The organism is Kribbella sp. CA-245084, from assembly GCF_050942355.1.
In the GTDB taxonomy this organism is placed as follows: Bacteria; Actinomycetota; Actinomycetes; order Propionibacteriales; family Kribbellaceae; genus Kribbella.
In genome coordinates this window covers 1,712,231-1,728,881 of record NZ_CP192053.1, presented here as the reverse complement: position 1 = coordinate 1,728,881, position 16,651 = coordinate 1,712,231, and the positions used below count along the sequence as shown (strand labels likewise).

The following is a 16,651-nucleotide window of genomic DNA, read 5'->3' as shown; positions in this document are numbered from 1 at the left end:
CCCGCACGTCCTTATTACGGACAGTCAGCGACGACGGGTCGGCTTCGGGAGTTCGCAACCGGACTTGTTCAGGTCGATCGTGCGATTCGCGGTCAGGCAGGTGTAGAGCCACCAGGTCTGCTGGCCGTACGCCGCGCCCTGCTCGACGGTGACGTTGCCGTCGGCGTCGACCTCGCACGGGTTGTTCACCGTGCAGCGCTCGCCGTCCTCGTTACCGGTGTTGTTGATGCCGATCATCTCGCCGGTCGTGGTGCTCACGACGGGCGATCCCGACGTACCGCCGATCGTCTCGCAACCGGGCTGCTGGTACTTGATCGAGTTCTGCCAGGTCCAGTCACCCTCGCGCAGTTGCGGGATCGTCGCCTGCACCGAGCAGGTGTAGATGCGCTTCCAGTAACCGGAGACGACCGCCATCCCGGCGCCGTCGGCCGGGCCCTGCTTGGCCAGGGTCAGCGGGGTGACGTTCAGCCGGCTCTTGATCGACGCGTACGTCTCGTTGACCTCGTAGACGATCATGTCGGTCTTGGTCATCGTGCCGAACAGGATCTTGTCGGCGCGGACCGTGCCGGCGCGGTTGGAGTCCGGCTTCAGCAGCGTGATCGAACGCGTCGACGCCTTGTTCACCAGCACCTGGCCGGGTTGCAGGAACCCGCCCTCGTAGCAGTGCCCGTTGGTGAGTACGAGCGCCTTGTCGGTGCTGACGGATTCGGCGTACCGGACCAGGGATGCGGAGCAGTTGCTCAGCGCGGCGATGCCGGTGAAGTCGGTACCGGGCGCCGCGGCGTGTGCGGACGTCGTACCGAGGAGGGTGGTGGTCGCGACCGCTGTAACGGCCAGGACTGAGCGGAACAGTTTCATGGGGCGGTTTCCTCACTGGTTGTACTTAGAAGACTTCGTAACGCATCGATCCGCCGCCGACCATCACAACTGTGTGAAGCAGGGTCAGTGCACGGGTTTTCCTGCGCTGAGTGAAGAGACTGCTACTCTTCGTCTCCGGATCCGCCTCCGCCCGAACCAGTTTGTCGCGCGGCACGTCGTACCTAGCGACAAGTGAGGACAAGGTACGGTCGGTTGAGACCGCCCGGTTGGAGAACGGAAGGACGTCATGCCGCAGGAGAAGCCAGACCTGCGCAACCTCCGCGAGCCGGTCCGGTTCAAGCGGGCGCTGACGCTGTTGCTGATGACGCTGATCCTGCCCGGGTCGGCGCAGATCGTCGCGGGCAGCCGCCGCGCCGGCCGCTGGGTCTGGCGGGTGGTCTTCGGCCTGATCGCGATCATCGTGTTCCTGATCGTCCTGGGCCTGATCTGGCGCTCGGGGACGATCAACTTCCTGGCCCGGCCGGGGACCCTGCGGCTGGTGCAGATCATCCTGATCGTGCTCGCGATCGGCTGGGCGGCGCTGTTCATCGACGCGTACCGGATCTCGCAGCCGCTGACGCTGGAGCGCAATCACCGCCTCATCACGAGCATCCTCGACGGCGTACTGATCTTTGTCGTCGTCAGCGCACTGGTCTACGCGAGTGTGATCGTGAACACCCAGCGCGACTTCGTCGCCAGCGTGTTCGGCAGCGGGAAGTCCTCGAAGGCCGAGAAGGGCCGCTACAACGTCCTGATGATGGGCGGCGACTCCGGCGCGGACCGGATCGGCACCCGGCCGGACAGCATGACCGTGGCCAGCATCGACGCGGACACCGGCCGGACCGTCCTGATCGGCCTCCCGCGGAACCTGGCCAAGGTCCCGTTCCCGGCCGGTACGGCGATGGCCAAGCAGTTCCCCGAGGGCTTCATGTGGAACAAGTGCGCTGCCGAGTGCCTGCTCAACGCCGTCTATACGTACGCCGCCAACCACAAGGCGCTGTTCCCCGGCGACCCGAACCCGGGCGAAACCGCCACCACACAGGCGATCGAGGCTGTCACCGGGCTCAAGGTCAACTACTTCGTGCTGATCGACCTGGCCGGGTTCCGCGACCTGCTCAACGCGGTCGGCGGGATCACGCTGGACATCGGCAAGCGGGTCCCGATCGGCGGCGGCAGCTCCCCGATCAAGGGCTACATCGAGCCCGGCAAGAACGTGCACCTGGACGGGTACCACGCGTTGTGGTTCGCCCGGTCCCGGGCCGAGTCGTCGGACTACGACCGGATGACCCGGCAGAAGTGCGTGATGTCGGCGATGCTGAACCAGCTCTCGCCGTCGACCGTGCTGACCAAGTTCCAGGGCATCGCGTCGGCCAGTAAACAGGTGGTCAAGACCGACATTCCGGCCGGTGAGCTGGGCACCTTCACCGATCTCGCGCTGGACGCGAAGAAGCTCCCGGTGTCAAGCTTCTCCGCGGTCCCGCCGTTGATCCACACCGGCGACCCGGACTTCGCGCTGATCCGGACGAAGGTCGCCGAGGCGATCGCCAAGTCCGAATCGCTGGACAAGGGCGGCTCAGGAGGAGACGGTAAGACCTCGACCACTCCGCGTAGTACCACCGGCACGACGAAGAAACCGAGCACCGGCTCCACCAAGAAGCCCACCGCTTCACCGACCACACCCGCCACCGGCGTCGACGACGTCGCATCGATCTGTAAGGCCTGACCTGATATGCCGCTGTCCCACTGGCCACCCGTATCCGTCGTGATGCCCGTGCTGAACGAGGAACGCCATCTCGAGGAGGCGGTCGGCCGCGTCCTCGAGCAGGACTATCCCGGTGAGCTGGAGGTCGTCCTCGCGATCGGCCCGAGCAAGGACCGGACGCAGGAGATCGCGGACAAGCTGGCCGAGAAGGATCACCGGATCAGCATCGTGCCGAACCCGACCGGCAAGACCCCGGCCGCACTGAATGTCGGCATCGCGCACGCCAAGCACGACATCCTGGTCCGGGTCGACGGGCACGGCGCGCTCACCGACGGGTACATCACCCGCGCGGTCGAGGTGCTGGAGGAGAGCGGCGCAGACAACGTCGGCGGCGTGATGGCGGCCGAGGGCCGGACCCCGACGGAGATGGCGGTCGCCTGCGCGTACCGCTCCCGCTTGGGTCTGGGCGCGTCCACGTTCCACCAGGGCGGCAAGGCCGGGCCGGCCGACACCGTGTACCTCGGCGTGTTCCGGCGGGCCGCTCTCGAGCGGGTCGGCGGCTTCGACGAGACCATGCACCGGGCCCAGGACTGGGAGCTCAACTACCGGATCCGCAAGACCGGCGGGCTGATCTGGTTCACCCCGGATCTCTCGGTCACCTACCGGCCGCGCTCGTCGCTGTCCGCGGTGGCCAAGCAGTTCTTCCACACCGGCCAGTGGCGCCGCGAGGTCATCCGCCGGCACCCGGAGACCGCCAACAAGCGGTACCTCGCGCCGCCGGTCGCCGTGATCCTGCTGGCCGTCGGCACGATCCTCGGCATCGTCGGCCTGGCGACCGGCGTCAGCTGGCTCGACCTCGGCTTCATCGCGCCGCTGGGCTACGCGCTGCTGCTGATCTTCGGCTCCGCGATGGAAGGCCGCTACCTGCCCTGGAAGGCCCTCTTCTGGATGCCGCTGGTCTGCGCGACCATGCACGTCTCGTGGGGCCTCGGCTTCCTGATCGGCCTCCGCGAAAACCCGAAAGCCGTCTGACCGGCCGTTCGCCAACGCGAGGGGAGATCCCTTCGTCTTGGGGGTTCTCTGCTGGCATACGGGCGAAGAACCCACAAGACGGATGGATATCCCGTCATGCCGGCCGGCGGTGGCGTCTCAGAACACGGAGTAGGCCGGCTGCGAGATCGGCGGGCCGGTCGAAGTCGGACCAGTCGGTACGGACGACGGTGAGGCCGAGAGCGCGGAGCCGGTCCTCGCGCCGCTTCTCCCGGATCAGAACCTCGGGTGATCCGCCGCCGTACTTCAACGCGCCGTCGAACTCGACCACCGTCCAGTCCCCGTCGAAGTCGAAGTCGACCCGGCCGATGAGTCCGAGACGATCGCGGAACTCGGTCTGCAACCGGGGTCGCGGCAGCCCGTGCTCGTACATCAGAACCCGAAGTCGCGACTCACCGACCGACTCGGACAATCCGGTTCCGAACCGCAACGCTTCGCGGGCGGCGACGGATCCGGGCCAGAACGCCATCACGGACCGCAGGCGCCGTACCTCGTCCTCTTCGAGGTGACCAGCGCGCAGCGCGGCGTCAACACCGACCACCCCCACCTCGAACGACGCCAGACACGCGGATTCGAGGGTCGCGCGCGCGACGCTGGTCGCGAGCAGGCCGTCGGCGAAGCTGAGATCGGCGTCGGTCAGCACTCCGAGGTGGTGCTGTACGCCGGCGACGACACCACCGGATCGCCCGTCGACCCGGGTGACGTGCACGCGACTGAGGTCGAGGCCCCAGATCGGCAGACCGTGCAGGACCAGCGCCGACTGATGACTGACAGCGACGGAGCCCGGGCGCATACCGTTCACCGCGGCGTGCACCTGCCGGCGGTGCAGCATCCGGGCGCGTTCCCAAGGGGGTAGAACAGTCAGGTCGAGCATCTCGGCGTACTGACCGCGTCGGATCTGTTCCCAGCTACCGTCCCTCAGGCAGCGGACGATCTGGTCGTGGGTGCATCCACTCGCGAGGGCCTGGCGCCGGCTGAAGACGCCACCTTGTCGCTGAGCGATCAGTCTGAGCCGTTGGTTCACCTGCCAAGCATCCAACGACGCGGCAGCGCCCGGGCCCGCTGCCGCACATCTGTGGATAAGGGGATATCCACTCGTGTTGGGGGTCCTTCACCCGAGTACCAGTGGAGGACGCTCATCACCAGTGGATATCCACTGGTGCTCACGACTTAGCCCGCGCGGGTGGAGCGGATGTAGGCGTCGACGACCTCTTTGACCGGGCCGTCGAGGCGGAGTACGCCCGCGTCCAGCCAGATCGCGCGGTTGCACGTCTCCTGGACCACGTCGAGGCTGTGGCTGACGAGGAAGACCGTGCCGGCCTGGTCGCGGAGCTCCTTGATCCTGCGCTCGGACCGCACCCGGAACTCGGCGTCGCCGGTGGCCAGCGCCTCGTCGACGAGCAGGATGTCGTGGGTCTTCGCGGACGCGATCGCGAACTTCAGCCGCGCCGCCATCCCCGAGGAGTACGTCGACATCGGCAGGTCGATGAAATCGCCGATCCCGGAGAACTCGACGATCTCGTCGTAGCGGCGCTGGACCTCGGCCGGGGACATGCCCATCGCGAGGCAGCCGAGGACCACGTTGCGGTCGCCGGTGAGGTCGTTCATCATCGCCGCGTTCACGCCCAGCAGCGACGGCTGCCCGCTGGTGTAGACGGCGCCGGACGCGGGCGGCAGCAGGCCGGCGATCGCGCGCAGCAACGTCGACTTGCCGGAGCCGTTGCGGCCGACCACGCCGATCGCGTCGCCCTTGTTCGCGGTGAAGCTGACGCTCTTGACCGCGTGGACTTCGCGGATCGTCGGCCGGTCCTGTCGTTTCAGGATCCGCCGGAACGCGGTGGCCGCCGTACCCTTGCCGCCCTGGCCGGCGATCACCTTGTAGATGATGTCCAGCCTGTCGGCGATGACCGTCGGTTCAGCCTCGGCCATAACGGTCCTCCGCCCGCCAGAAGTACCAGAACCCGGCCGCCAGCATCACGAACGACCAGACGATCGCGATCGACCAGGCGTGCGGCAGCTCGTTCTGCTTGTGCTCCTGGAGCAGCGATCGCCGGACGATGTCGATGTACGCCGAGATCGGGTTGAACGCGAGCACCTGGACCACCCAGCCGGGAGCGTTGAGCTCCTCCAGCTTGGCCGGCAGCGAGAAGAAGATGCCGGACGCGTACAGCCAGGTGCGGGTGACGAACGGCAGCAGCTGGGTGACGTCGGAGACGAACGTCCCGATCCGGGCGAAGACCAGCGTGATGCCGATGTTGAACATCATCTGCAGCACCATCGCCGGCGCGATCAGGAACCAGCGCCACGCCGGGCCGTCGGTGAACCCGACCACCACGAACAGGATCGCGAGCGAGACCAGCATCTGGTTCAGCTCGTTCAGCACGTAGGCCAGCGGCAGGGTCGCGCGCGGGAAGTGCAGCGTGCGGATCAGCGACAGGTTCAGCGCGAGTGAGCGCGAGCCCTCGGTCATGCAGCGCTGCGTGAACGTGAAGACGAAGATCCCGCTGAGCAGGAACGCGACGTAGTTGTCGATCCCGTTCTTGGTGCCGAGCAGGACACCGAAGGCGAGGTAGTACACCCCGGCGTTGAGCAGCGGCGTCAGCACCTGCCAGAGCGAGCCGAGGCGCGCTCCGGCGTACATGGCGTAGGTGCGTGCGGTGGCGTAACTGAGGACGAACTGGCGACGGCTCCACAGCTCACGGAGATACGAGCTGAGCGGGGGGCGGATCGAGCTCTTGGAGAGTCCGTAGCGTTCGGCCAAGGCCGCGGGGTCAATGGCCCCGGTCGGCTCTGCGGCGGTCGGCATTGCGTTAATGTACTGCGCTGCGTGATCTGATAGTGACGCAGGTCAGTCGACTAAGCGGGCTCTCAGTTTCGCGAGGTCCTTATCTGTAAGACCACCGTGCCGCAGGTATGCCTCCGGTCCGCCGTACTCCGTGTCGAGGTGGCGCAGGATCGCGACGATGGACTCGGCCCGGGTGTCGCGGAACTCGATCATCTCCGGATGCTTGGACGGATCCGGCTCCGCGGCCAGCTGCTCCTCCAGCCACGGCGCGAGCCGCTCCTGGGTCAGGAAGTAGTCGGCAACGATCTCGTCCTCCGGTACGCCGGCCACGCTGAGCGCCAGCGCGACGACCATCCCGGTCCGGTCCTTGCCGCCGTGACAGTGCACGACGACCGCGCCGTCCTGCTCGTCCGCGATCGCCTTCACCGCGGCCGCGAACAGCTCGGGCCGCCGATCGAGCATCCACGTACACGCCTCGACGATGGTCGGCTGCCCGTGATCCGGATCCGCCGGATCCTGCAACGCCTGCCGCACGGCCAACGGCGTACCGGTGAACGGCGTCGGGTACGCCGCAACCTCGCCGTCCCCCCGCAGATCAAGAATCCGCCCCACCCCGGCCCGCCGTACCGCGTCAACGCCGTCATCGGTCAGATACTGCAAACTCTCCGACCGAATCAGCACGCCTGCCCGCACCACGCGTCCGTCACGCGTGGGCAACCCACCCACATCGCGAGCGTTCGGGCAGCCTGCCCAGTTGAGATCCATCGCGGTCACCGGTCCTGGGGGTGGTCGGGGTTCGGGCCTGGGTTGTAGGGCGGGGGTGGGGGGAAGTTGTAGTTCGGCTGCTGGGGGTAGCCGGCCTGCGGGTAGTTGCCTGGGGCACCTGGTTGGCCGGGGAAAGTCGGCGGCTTGTTGCGGCGGGACTTGCGGACGGCCCAGATGATGAGGAAGACGATGCCGAGGCCGACGAAGATCAGGAACGAGAAGATCGTGCCGAGGATCGACAGCACGAACGCGACGATCGACGACTTCGGGCCGGCGGCGTACGTCGCGCTGGTCTCGTCGTCGGTGCACGAGATGCTGTAGACCCCGGCCGGCACAGGCTCGGCCGACCGTGCGACGACGTACCAGCTGTTGCCGTTGATCGTGATCGTCTCCGAGCCCGTCTCCCGCTCGAGCGGTACGTCGTTGCCGTCGGCGTCCTGCGCCTTGCACGGCGGGGTCAGCACCGGGACGGACGAGTAGATCGTCAGCCCCTCCTCCTTCAGCTCAACCTGCCCGGACTCGATCGGCTGCGGCGTATGCGGCGCGGTCACCACGATCCGCCAGATGAAGAACCCGACCAGCACCGCACCGATGACGAAACAGGCGATGGCGATCATCGGAAGAACCGACTTCTTCGGCGCTGGCATCGGCAGGCCGGGCTGCATGGTCATGCCCGCACGGTACCTGCTACGGGGACTGCCGCGTGACCGTCAGATCGTCACAGAAGCCGAACCCCGCACCCGCCCGAGCGAAGCAGTAGACCGTCGCCGTCGTCGTACTCGGGCCGGTGGTGAACGTGACGCTCCCACCGCGCCACGTGGTGTTCACGAAGGCCGGCGCCCGCACCTCCGACGTACCGCCGAACGCCTTCGCGCCGATCACCAGCTCCGTGTCGTACGCCGAGACCCGCCCCCAGCCGGAGAGCACGTACGTCGTGTTGGGCTGCACCGGCACGACCTGCTCGGCGCTCGCCTGGGACGGACCGAGCTTGAGGCTGTCGGCCCCGCTGTGCACCGTGTCCGTCGCGATGAATCCGCGCCCGGACGTCACGCTCCAACTCGACGTCGTGCCGGACTCGAAGCCGCCGTTCTGGACCAGGTTCGTCCCGGCGCAGGCCGCGTCGTCGAACGTCGAGCGCTGATGGAAGCCGACATCCGGCCTGCAGTTCACCGGGACCGGATTGCCGAAGTAGTCCTTGGGACTCGAGCCGACCAGGTTCAGCCCGGTCCGCAAGGCCGGCGAGCCTGACCCCAGTTGGTATCCGGACGGCGCCGAGCTACCGGGCGCAACAAGCAACGGGTTCGCGGTCGACTTGTACGGGTCGGCCGGCTCGGACGCAGGATGGCTGCCGTAGTACAGGTTCCCGCGGAACACGTAGTTCGCGGCCTGGTCGTATCCGCCGCTGCCGAGGTTGTAGATGAGGTTGTTCGTCCACGTCGCCTTGGTGGAGCTCGACCCGTTGTCCTCGATGATCTTCGTCGACGATCCGCTCGGGATGTAGAACGTGTTCCCGTAGATCTGCGCCGCGCTCTCGCCCGCGGCGTACAGGATCCGGGACTTGTCGTTGATCGAGAGGTTGTAGCGCACGATCGTCCCGGACGTGCTCCAGCCGCTGGAACACCCGCAGAACAAGACGAATCCGCCCTCATTGTCGTGGCTGAAGTTGTACTGGAAGATCACTCCGCGGTTCCCGCCGTCGGAGTCGAACGCCATCCCGTCGTTGCAGCACGGCCGCCGGACCCGATACACCTCGTTGTACTGGACAACGGTCCGGTCGCTGTTGATGGTCCAGATGCCCGCATTGTTGCCGGCCGAACGCATCCAGATGTCGTACGCCGTGTTGTGCTCGACGACCGCATCGGCCCCGATCCGCATAACGATCCCATCTCCCCCGATGTCGTGGATGAGATTGTTCCGGAAGACGACGCCGGTGTTCGCGGTCCACGCCGGACCGGACGTACAGGCGTAGATCGCACGGCATCCCCAGCTCGACGAGGTCGTGAGGCCCTCTCGATCGACGTGGTAGATCTCCGAGTTCTCGACGGTGACCCCATTGAAGTGCGTCGGCGTCGTCGTACCGCTCACGCGGAACTGGATGCCGTTGCTGTTCTTCGTGTCGCCGCCGTTCACGTCGTGCACGTAGACGTTGTCGACCACATAGTGCGAGCCGGTGCCGAAGTCGGCGAGCTCGACCAGGATCCCGTTCCGTTCGGCCGCGGCAGCGCCCTGGTTGGTCACCTCGAGACTGCGGATCTCCCAGTACTGGACGTTGTAGAGGTGGACGGCCGCATAGACGGTGCCGCCGCCCGCGATGATCGGGCGGGCGCTGCCGGCGCCGTAAGCGTCGACTGTGATCGGCGACGCGGCAGTACCCGATCCGGACGGTTTCAGCTGACCCGCGCAGGAGACCCCTCGGGCGAAGAGCAGCCTGTCGCCGGCCGCGAAGGCATGCGCGTTGACGGCTGAGAGCGAGTTCCATGGCGAGGACTGACTGCCGCTGCCGGCTGTCGCAGCCGAACAGTCGACGTAGTACGAGGATCCTGCCGCCGACGCACTGGCGCAGGTGAGCGCCGAGGCGACGAACAGCACCACGAAGGCCAGCGCGAGCTTCAGTCTCATCCTGAAAGGTCACCACGGCGGCCGACGACGGCGCGCCGATTCGGACAAAAGACGACACGTCCTCCCGTATCGTCCTGGGAGCATGAGGCAGCTTCTCGGGTCACAGCGCAGAGAGCTTCTGGTCAAGTGGATCGAGCGGACCGGCTCGGTCTCCGCCCTCGAGGCCGCAACCGCGCTGGGCGCGAGCGTCCGGACAATCCAGCGGGACATCCACGAGCTGTCCACGACAGGACGGCTGACCCGCGTCCACGGCGGCGCCGTCGGGGCTGGCCGACGCGATCCCGTACGAGCGCAACTGCGGCTGGGGATCTTGGTCCCGACGCGGGGCTACTGCTTCGACGCCGTACTCGCCGGCGCGGAACAGGCAGCGGCCGCGAGTGGCAGCACTTTGGTAGAGGCGGACTACGACTACACCGACGCGCTAGCGGCAGCGCGGTACGCGCGGATCACCAGCCTCAAGCTCGACGGACTACTCGTCACCCCGCATCTACCGGCGGCCATGTGGGGTCAGCTGTGCCACACCGACGTACCGGTCGTGCTGATCGAGCGGCCGTGGGAGCTTGACTGGGTCCGGGACCTTGACGCGGCGACGTCCGTTGCCGCCGCCCGCTCTCCTGTGGACCACGTCTTCACTGACCATGAGGCCGGAACGGTCCTGGGCCTCGATCACCTCGCCGCCCTCGGGCACACGAAGATCCACTGCCTGATCCGCGACACCCCTACCGCCCCCGCCCTGCTCCGAACGGCATCGGCGTACGCCGAGACCATCGCGCCGGCGCGCAATGTCGCTCTCGGGATCACCCGGTTGCGACGATCCTCCGACCAGAGGCGCGTGCTGAGCAAGGCGCTGGAACACGTCTTCACGGATCAGAAGCCGACCGCGCTCTTCGTACACACCGACGAGGATGCGGTCGCCGCGCAGGAGTACCTGCACGCCCAGGACGTGTCGATCTTGTCGTACGACGACGGGCTACCCAGCAACCCCGCCAGCGGCCTGAGCGCGATCGCACCGGATCGGGGCGCACTCGGCAGACGAGCCGTCGAGATGATCACCGACCGCCTCTGCAGCCGAGGCCGCCACACCCACGAAGTCCACCCACCCACCAAACTCGCCATCGTCCCCCGGCTCCACCAGCGAGCGACCACGAGTCCGCCTGGCGGGTTATTCGCCGGCTGACGTGTTACAACCCGTCAGCGGGGCGAACAAGCCGCTATCCATGCCCTCAGCAACGAAGTCACGGTACGCCGAGAAGGCGCAGGCCGGCTGCGGTTGCCGCAGCAGCCACCACGACCAGCACGAACGGCGCCTTCCGCCAAGCGAGCACGCCTCCGACCAGCACGCCCGCCGGTCGCGCGACTCCCGCCGGCCCGTGCCCGTCCATCAACGCCGACGTGGCAACCAACGCCGTCAGCAACACAATCGCCGCCACCGCCAGCAACTGCTGCGCCCGTTCCGGTACTTCGAACCGGCTCCGCAACGCAGGTCCGGCGAACCGCAGCGAAAAGGTGCCCACAGCAAGCACCAGGATCCCCACCAACAGCACCGGGGTATTCATCGACTCACCTCCAACGCAGGCTTCGGCGCCCGATAGAACAGCAACCCCACCAGCGCACACAGCACAGGAAGCCCAGCCGGCAAGAACGGCGTCGTCGCCAACGCAACCAGCACACCCACGAGAGCCGCCGTACGCGTCGACCGATCCCGCAACGATGGCAACACCAACGCAAGCAGCACCGCCGGGAACGCTGCATCGAGCCCGAACGCATCGGTGTCAGTGATCACCGACCCAGCCAACCCACCGACCACCACGCCGATGTTCCAGCAAATGAAGATGCCGATGCCGCCGGCCCAGTACGCCGCCCGCTTCTGCTCCAGCTCGTCCTGCCCCATCGCGAACGCGACGTTCTCATCGGTCATCACGTGACTGCCCGCGAACCGCCGCCAGCCGCCGCCGATCACGTCACTGACCGCGAGGCCGAACGGGATGTGCCGCGTGTTCACCAGCAGCCCCGCGATCATCGCGGCGATCGGGCTCCCGCCGGCCGCGACGATCCCGACGAACAGGAACTGCGACGCGCCGGCGAAGACCACGATCGAGAGCAGGATCGGCACCCACAACGGCAGCCCGCCGCCGACGCTGATCGCGCCGTACGAAAGGCCCACGACACCGTCGGCCAGGCAGACCAGGGCGATGTCACGGGCTAGTCCCCGGTCGAGTGTTCGCCAGATCGAACGCATGGGCATTATGATGAACAACGATCCGCACGTTCGTCAAGCCGAACAAGTAGACCGATGGAGCGAACACGCGATGGACAACAGGGCACCACTGGACGTGATCGCCGCGTCCCTGCGCCGGCACCGGGCCCGCACCGGGCTCTCCCTGACCGAGGTGGCGAAACGCGCCGGCGTCGCGAAGTCCACGCTGTCGCAACTGGAGTCCGGCACCGGCAACCCCAGCGTGGAAACCCTGTGGGCGTTGGCCGTTGCGCTCGACACCCCATTCGCGGCGCTGCTCGATCCACCGCGCCCGAAGGTCCAGATCATCCGCGCCGGTGAAGGCCCTGCGATCTATTCCGACCAGGCCGACTACAGCGCCACCCTCGTCGCCTCCAGCCCGCCGAACGCCCGCCGCGACATCTATCGCATCGTCGCCTCCCCCGGCCCCGGCCGGAAGTCCGAGCCGCACATGCCCGGCGTCGTCGAACACGTCGTCCTGGGCTCCGGCCGAGCCCTCATCGGCCCCACCGACGACCCGATCGAGCTCTTCCCCGGCGACTACATCGCCTACCCGGGCGACCTCCCGCACATCTTCCAAGCCCTCGAAGAAGGAACAGCAGCAACGCTCGTTTCCGAGCATATGTAACGTTAACCGCTCACCTCTGGACATCTCCGCGCACGTCTGCGCATCATCAAGTCGAGAGAGCTCTCTGGTCGAAGTCCGCCCCACTTCGCTTGGAGGTAAGACCCCCGATGAGACTCAAGTCCTTACTGCTCTGCGCCCTTCTCGGCCTCGCCGCCGCTCTCGTTCCCGGTAGTGCGTCGGCGATCGGTGTCACACCCGGCACCTACGTCAACTACACGTTCGACACCGCGTCGCTCACGCAGGCCGAGTTCCGGATGACGATCAACAACTCGCCCGGACGCGCGAACGTCTACTGGTCCAACCAGTTCGACTTCACCGGCGGTGACGTCGGCGGATACACGGGCATGCAGACCCACCGCGACGGCGGCGGCATGTTCCTCTACTCGCTCTGGAACTCCACCGACATGCGCGTCGGCGACGCCGGCACCTACTGCATCAAGTTCCAGGAGGACGGCACCGGCGGTAGTTGCCGCCTTGACCGAGCCCCGACCCCCGGCCACACCTACGCGTTCGCCGTCGCCAGCGAGGGCAGCGGCTGGTACGGCGTGACCGTCCGCGACCTCACCGCCGGTACGTCGTTCAAACTCGGCAGCCTGCAAACCGGTTCCGGCAACACGATCAGTACGTCGGGAATGGTGAGCTGGACCGAGTACTTCGACTGGAACAACGACAAGGCCACCTGCGACGACGAGCCGTACTCGAAGCTGACGATGAACCTGCCGACCAGCGGCAGTCTCACCGCACACTTCACCGGCAGCTCGGAGAGCACCGGCTGCGCAGCGGACAGCCAGGTCACACTCAACGGATCGACCGCCGTCCAGGAGAACGGCATCGGCAACTCGGCCTCGGGCGACATCCGCGGCAGCGGCGGCTGCCTGGACGTCTCCGGCTCCGACGGCACGACGATCTTGCTGTACACCTGCACCGGCGGCGACAACCAGAACTGGGTGCATGCGGAGAACAAGACGTTCCACGCCCAGTTCAGCTGCCTCGACTCGAGCGCGACCCAAGCCGGCGCGGTGATCCTCTACAGCTGCCACGGCGGCGCCAACCAGCAGTGGACCCAGCCCGGCGACGGCACCATCCGCGCCAATAGCCTCTGCCTGACCGCACCAGTTGCCCTCGGCAATCCAGTAACCGTTGCCTCCTGCAACAACTCGGCGGCGCAGCACTGGACGTTCTGAAACAGCACGACGCCCGGGACCGGCGAGCGGTCCCGGGCGTCACGGCGTACTAGCTCTTGCGGCCGACCGCGCCGACGATGCACTCCTCGACCTGGTTCAGCGGCTTGAGCCGCGGGCCGTCCGGCCACCAGTCGTCGCAGAGCACCAGGCCCGGGGCGACGAGCTCCTGATCGGGGAAGAACTCCATCAGCTCCTTGCGGGTCCGGAACCGGCCGCTGCCCATCGGGCTGTGGATGAACGTCTCCTCCATCTTCACGGCGACCGCGGAGTGCTCCGGAGTCTCCGGGTCGTAGAAGTGCGAGATCACCGTGTACGACCCGGGCACCACCGCGTCGACGTACTTCTGCATGATCTGCGCGCCCTCGGTGCCGATGTAGTGGTGCAGCGTGCCGGCCTGCATCACGGCGATCGGCTCGCTGAAGTCGAGGAAGTCACGCACCTCGGGCTTGCTCAGCACCTCGTCCGGATCGAAGATGTCGGCGCTGACGAACAGCGTGTTCTCGTTCTCCTCGAGCAGCGCGCGGCCGTGCGCGAGCACCACCGGGTCGTTGTCGATGTAGAGCACCTTGGCCTCGGGCTGGATCCGCTGCACGACCTGGTGGGTGTTCTCGGCGGTCGGCAGACCGGACCCGCAGTCGAGGTACTGCGTGATACCCGCCTGGCCGGCCAGGAACCGGCAGGCGCGGATCAGGAAGTTCCGGTTCGACCAGGCCAGGTCCTTGGCCTCCGGCGCCACGGCGGCGACCCGACGCAGTACCTCGCGGTCGACCTCGAAGTTGTCCTTGCCGCCCAAGAAGGCGTCGTACACCCGGGCGATGCTGGCCCGGCTGGTGTCGACGCCGACCGGGATCGAACTGGGTGCCTGTTTGGCATCGGGCATCGGGTGGACCTCGCAGAGAGTGGTCGGAAATCTGTGAGCCCGACTCTACTGACCGTAGGGCCCGTTGGACACACCGTATCTGCGCGTCGGGGTGGACGAGGTCACTATCTGTTGTGAAATGATCAGCTGTTGCATCGGGACACCACGGGGACAGCGCTGGGAGGCATGAGGTGACCGAGCCGGGCGCGTACGGCGGTCCGACCGCCCTGCGCATCATGCTTGGCGTGCACCTGCGTCGTCTTCGCGAAGAAGCCCAGATCAGCCGCACCGACGCGGGCTGGGCGATCCGCGGCTCGGAGTCCAAGATCAGCCGGCTCGAGCTCGGCCGGGTCGGCTTCAAGGTGCGCGACGTCGACGACCTGCTGACGCTCTACAAGGTCGAGGACGACGTGGAGCGCGATCGTCTGCTGACCTTGGCCCGCGAGGCCAACAGCCCGGGCTGGTGGCAACGGTTCGACGACCTCACGCCGCAGTGGTTCCACTCCTATCTCGGGCTCGAGATGGCAGCGGATCTCATTCGTACGTTCGAGTTGCAGTTCGTCCCGGGTCTGCTGCAGACACCGGAGTACGCGCGGGCCGTCATGCAGCTCGGCCGGCAGGACGCTCCGTTGTCGCGAGCCGAGCAGGATCGCCTTGTTTCCTTGCGAATGAGCCGCCAGGACGTGCTGACGCGGCAACGACCCGCGCGACTCTGGGCGGTCATCGACGAAGCCGTACTGCGACGTCCGATCGGCAGCCCGGCGATCCTCAGAGCCCAGCTGAAGCACCTGATCGAGGCGTCGCGACGGCACAACGTCACGTTGCAGATCATCCCGTTCTCCCAGGGCGGATACACCGCGACCGGCGGCGCGTTCACCCTGCTCCGCTTCAACGACGCCGACCTCCCGGACATCGTCTACATCGAGCATCTGACCAGCGCGGTCTACCTCGACAAGCGCGACGAACTCGACACGTACGTCGTCACGATGGACGCCGTCTCGATCACCGCCGCCCAGCCCCGCGAGACCGAAAACCTGATCCGTCAGGCGATCGAGCGTTTGCCCTAGCGACGCTGGGCGCCCGGGCCGGGGCGGAAGGCAACTTCCCTGGGGCCTGGCTGATGGCCGGCCTCGCAGTGCATGGTCACGGTGACGCGTTCGCCGCAGTCGCCGCGATGGCGCGGCTCGAGCGGCGCGCCGGCGGCGAGCGGCAGGTACTGATCGCCCCACTGGATCATTGCCACCAGCACCGGGTAGAGGTCCAGCCCGGCCTCGGTCAGCCGGTACTCCGAGCGCTCCCGCTGGCCGGGCAGCCGGTACGGATGGCGGCGGATCAGGCCGCGCTCGATCAGCGCGGCGAGGCGCTCGGTGAGGACCTGGCGCGGGATGCCCGCCCGGGCGCGGATGTCCTCGAACCGTCGGACACCGACGAAGACCTCGCGGAGGACGTGAAAAGTCCACTTGTCGCCGAGGATCTCCATCACCCGGGAGATCGTGCAATTCTCCGTCGACCAGTTCATCGCCTCGGGCATCTGCTCACTGACTGCCGTACTCATGGGTTCATGATAAGTCCACTTGACAGACTCAGCCAAGCAGGTAACGCTGAATCCGTGAACCAGACTCAGGCGAGGCCGCCACTCGTCCGTCGCGCCGGCGAACCCGACGCGGACGAGCTGGCCAGGATGCTGTCGGGGCTGACCGATCTCAGCCGCTACTTCCGCTTCCAGACCGCGATCGGCTCTCCGCCGCGCGCGGCGCTACTGCTACGCCTGCTGTGCCCCACCGGCGCGGCCTTCGTGGCAACGCGCGAGGACACAATCGTCGGCCACGCGATGTGGGCGTGGGCGCCCGGTGAGTCGACGGCCGAGCTCGCAGCCGTCATCGCAGAGGACGATCAGCGCCGCGGGCTCGGGATCCGGATGCTCGCGATCGCCGCCGCGGACGCGATCGCCTCCGGCGCGAAGCA

At 67.1% G+C, this 16,651-nt stretch carries 17 protein-coding genes and 1 pseudogene; 7 read left to right on the top strand and 11 right to left on the bottom strand.

Annotated elements, in window-relative coordinates:
• Nucleotides 1-24 precede the first annotated feature (24 nt).
• Nucleotides 25-858, bottom strand: coding sequence for a S1 family peptidase (locus ACQPYH_RS08510; RefSeq protein ID WP_432888772.1), 834 nt, complete (start codon nt 856-858; stop codon nt 25-27).
• Between the two features lie 247 nt (nt 859-1,105).
• On the opposite strand from ACQPYH_RS08510, the gene ACQPYH_RS08505 reads away from it, so the two are divergent.
• Nucleotides 1,106-2,581 (top strand): LCP family protein, encoded by a 1,476-nt coding sequence (locus ACQPYH_RS08505; RefSeq protein WP_432888770.1) that lies wholly within the window; start codon nt 1,106-1,108, stop codon nt 2,579-2,581.
• Between the two features lie 6 nt (nt 2,582-2,587).
• On the top strand, nt 2,588-3,592 hold the full coding sequence (locus ACQPYH_RS08500) for a glycosyltransferase family 2 protein (RefSeq protein ID WP_432888768.1): 1,005 nt from the start codon (nt 2,588-2,590) through the stop codon (nt 3,590-3,592).
• A gap of 94 nt (nt 3,593-3,686) precedes the next feature.
• Here the strand turns inward: ACQPYH_RS08500 and ACQPYH_RS08495 are convergent, their stop codons facing one another.
• From ACQPYH_RS08495 to ACQPYH_RS08470, 6 genes are all read right to left on the bottom strand, one after another.
• On the bottom strand, nt 3,687-4,634 hold the full coding sequence (locus tag ACQPYH_RS08495) for a type IV toxin-antitoxin system AbiEi family antitoxin domain-containing protein (protein WP_432888766.1): 948 nt from the start codon (nt 4,632-4,634) through the stop codon (nt 3,687-3,689).
• A gap of 146 nt (nt 4,635-4,780) precedes the next feature.
• On the bottom strand, nt 4,781-5,539 hold the full coding sequence (locus tag ACQPYH_RS08490) for an ABC transporter ATP-binding protein (protein ID WP_432888764.1): 759 nt from the start codon (nt 5,537-5,539) through the stop codon (nt 4,781-4,783).
• On the bottom strand, nt 5,526-6,416 hold the full coding sequence (locus ACQPYH_RS08485) for an ABC transporter permease (protein ID WP_432888762.1): 891 nt from the start codon (nt 6,414-6,416) through the stop codon (nt 5,526-5,528). The genes ACQPYH_RS08490 and ACQPYH_RS08485 overlap by 14 nt, the downstream gene beginning before the upstream one ends.
• A 42-nt stretch (nt 6,417-6,458) precedes the next feature.
• Nucleotides 6,459-7,160, bottom strand: a complete 702-nt coding sequence (locus tag ACQPYH_RS08480) for a tyrosine-protein phosphatase (protein WP_432888760.1) — start codon at nt 7,158-7,160, stop codon at nt 6,459-6,461.
• Between the two features lie 5 nt (nt 7,161-7,165).
• Nucleotides 7,166-7,831 carry a hypothetical protein gene (locus ACQPYH_RS08475; RefSeq protein WP_432888758.1) on the bottom strand — a complete coding sequence of 222 codons (666 nt, stop codon included), beginning with the start codon at nt 7,829-7,831 and terminating at the stop codon, nt 7,166-7,168.
• A 16-nt stretch (nt 7,832-7,847) separates the two neighbouring features.
• Nucleotides 7,848-9,779, bottom strand: a complete 1,932-nt coding sequence (locus tag ACQPYH_RS08470; protein ID WP_432888756.1) for a carbohydrate binding domain-containing protein — start codon at nt 9,777-9,779, stop codon at nt 7,848-7,850.
• 82 nt (nt 9,780-9,861) lie between these two features.
• On the opposite strand from ACQPYH_RS08470, the gene ACQPYH_RS08465 reads away from it, so the two are divergent.
• Nucleotides 9,862-10,956 (top strand): substrate-binding domain-containing protein, encoded by a 1,095-nt coding sequence (locus ACQPYH_RS08465; RefSeq protein WP_432888754.1) that lies wholly within the window; start codon nt 9,862-9,864, stop codon nt 10,954-10,956.
• Between the two features lie 58 nt (nt 10,957-11,014).
• Here ACQPYH_RS08465 and ACQPYH_RS08460 read toward each other — a convergent pair whose 3' ends face one another.
• Together ACQPYH_RS08460 and ACQPYH_RS08455 are read right to left on the bottom strand one after the other, a co-directional pair.
• Nucleotides 11,015-11,335: an AzlD domain-containing protein gene (locus ACQPYH_RS08460; RefSeq protein WP_130444399.1), complete on the bottom strand. Its 321-nt coding sequence runs from the start codon at nt 11,333-11,335 to the stop codon at nt 11,015-11,017.
• Nucleotides 11,332-12,018 (bottom strand): AzlC family ABC transporter permease, encoded by a 687-nt coding sequence (locus ACQPYH_RS08455; RefSeq protein WP_432888752.1) that lies wholly within the window; start codon nt 12,016-12,018, stop codon nt 11,332-11,334. Before ACQPYH_RS08455 ends, ACQPYH_RS08460 begins: the two co-directional genes overlap by 4 nt.
• A 70-nt stretch (nt 12,019-12,088) precedes the next feature.
• Between ACQPYH_RS08455 and ACQPYH_RS08450 the strand changes: the two genes are divergently transcribed.
• A complete protein-coding gene (locus ACQPYH_RS08450) occupies nt 12,089-12,643 on the top strand; it encodes a helix-turn-helix domain-containing protein (RefSeq protein ID WP_432888750.1) in 555 nt (184 codons plus the stop codon).
• Between the two features lie 107 nt (nt 12,644-12,750).
• On the top strand, nt 12,751-13,827 hold the full coding sequence (locus tag ACQPYH_RS08445) for a ricin-type beta-trefoil lectin domain protein (RefSeq protein ID WP_432888748.1): 1,077 nt from the start codon (nt 12,751-12,753) through the stop codon (nt 13,825-13,827).
• Between the two features lie 49 nt (nt 13,828-13,876).
• Here ACQPYH_RS08445 and ACQPYH_RS08440 read toward each other — a convergent pair whose 3' ends face one another.
• Nucleotides 13,877-14,707, bottom strand: a complete 831-nt coding sequence (locus ACQPYH_RS08440; protein WP_432888746.1) for an SAM-dependent methyltransferase — start codon at nt 14,705-14,707, stop codon at nt 13,877-13,879.
• 170 nt (nt 14,708-14,877) lie between these two features.
• Between ACQPYH_RS08440 and ACQPYH_RS08435 the strand changes: the two genes are divergently transcribed.
• Entirely contained in the window at nt 14,878-15,753 is an 876-nt protein-coding gene (locus tag ACQPYH_RS08435) for a helix-turn-helix domain-containing protein (RefSeq protein WP_432888744.1), read from the top strand.
• Here the strand turns inward: ACQPYH_RS08435 and ACQPYH_RS08430 are convergent.
• Nucleotides 15,750-16,241, bottom strand: coding sequence for a winged helix-turn-helix transcriptional regulator (locus tag ACQPYH_RS08430; protein WP_432888742.1), 492 nt, complete (start codon nt 16,239-16,241; stop codon nt 15,750-15,752). The two genes, ACQPYH_RS08435 and ACQPYH_RS08430, sit on opposite strands and share 4 nt — an antisense overlap.
• Nucleotides 16,242-16,247: 6 nt before the next feature.
• On the opposite strand from ACQPYH_RS08430, the pseudogene ACQPYH_RS08425 reads away from it, so the two are divergent.
• A pseudogene (locus ACQPYH_RS08425) lies at nt 16,248-16,643 on the top strand (GNAT family N-acetyltransferase); the annotation flags it as partial.
• Nucleotides 16,644-16,651: the final 8 nt, after the last annotated feature.

Excerpts from the sequence above, each read along its gene's own strand:
- ACQPYH_RS08510 (WP_432888772.1), bottom strand. The coding sequence starts at position 858 with ATGAAACTGTTCCGCTCAGTCCTGGCCGTTACAGCGGTCGCGACCACC.
- ACQPYH_RS08505 (WP_432888770.1), top strand. The coding sequence starts at position 1,106 with ATGCCGCAGGAGAAGCCAGACCTGCGCAACCTCCGCGAGCCGGTCCGG.
- ACQPYH_RS08500 (WP_432888768.1), top strand. The coding sequence starts at position 2,588 with ATGCCGCTGTCCCACTGGCCACCCGTATCCGTCGTGATGCCCGTGCTG.
- ACQPYH_RS08490 (WP_432888764.1), bottom strand. The coding sequence starts at position 5,539 with ATGGCCGAGGCTGAACCGACGGTCATCGCCGACAGGCTGGACATCATC.
- ACQPYH_RS08485 (WP_432888762.1), bottom strand. The coding sequence starts at position 6,416 with ATGCCGACCGCCGCAGAGCCGACCGGGGCCATTGACCCCGCGGCCTTG.
- ACQPYH_RS08480 (WP_432888760.1), bottom strand. The coding sequence starts at position 7,160 with ATGGATCTCAACTGGGCAGGCTGCCCGAACGCTCGCGATGTGGGTGGG.
- ACQPYH_RS08475 (WP_432888758.1), bottom strand. The coding sequence starts at position 7,831 with ATGACCATGCAGCCCGGCCTGCCGATGCCAGCGCCGAAGAAGTCGGTT.
- ACQPYH_RS08470 (WP_432888756.1), bottom strand. The coding sequence starts at position 9,779 with ATGAGACTGAAGCTCGCGCTGGCCTTCGTGGTGCTGTTCGTCGCCTCG.
- ACQPYH_RS08465 (WP_432888754.1), top strand. The coding sequence starts at position 9,862 with ATGAGGCAGCTTCTCGGGTCACAGCGCAGAGAGCTTCTGGTCAAGTGG.
- ACQPYH_RS08460 (WP_130444399.1), bottom strand. The coding sequence starts at position 11,335 with ATGAATACCCCGGTGCTGTTGGTGGGGATCCTGGTGCTTGCTGTGGGC.
- ACQPYH_RS08455 (WP_432888752.1), bottom strand. The coding sequence starts at position 12,018 with ATGCGTTCGATCTGGCGAACACTCGACCGGGGACTAGCCCGTGACATC.
- ACQPYH_RS08450 (WP_432888750.1), top strand. The coding sequence starts at position 12,089 with ATGGACAACAGGGCACCACTGGACGTGATCGCCGCGTCCCTGCGCCGG.
- ACQPYH_RS08445 (WP_432888748.1), top strand. The coding sequence starts at position 12,751 with ATGAGACTCAAGTCCTTACTGCTCTGCGCCCTTCTCGGCCTCGCCGCC.
- ACQPYH_RS08440 (WP_432888746.1), bottom strand. The coding sequence starts at position 14,707 with ATGCCCGATGCCAAACAGGCACCCAGTTCGATCCCGGTCGGCGTCGAC.
- ACQPYH_RS08430 (WP_432888742.1), bottom strand. The coding sequence starts at position 16,241 with ATGAGTACGGCAGTCAGTGAGCAGATGCCCGAGGCGATGAACTGGTCG.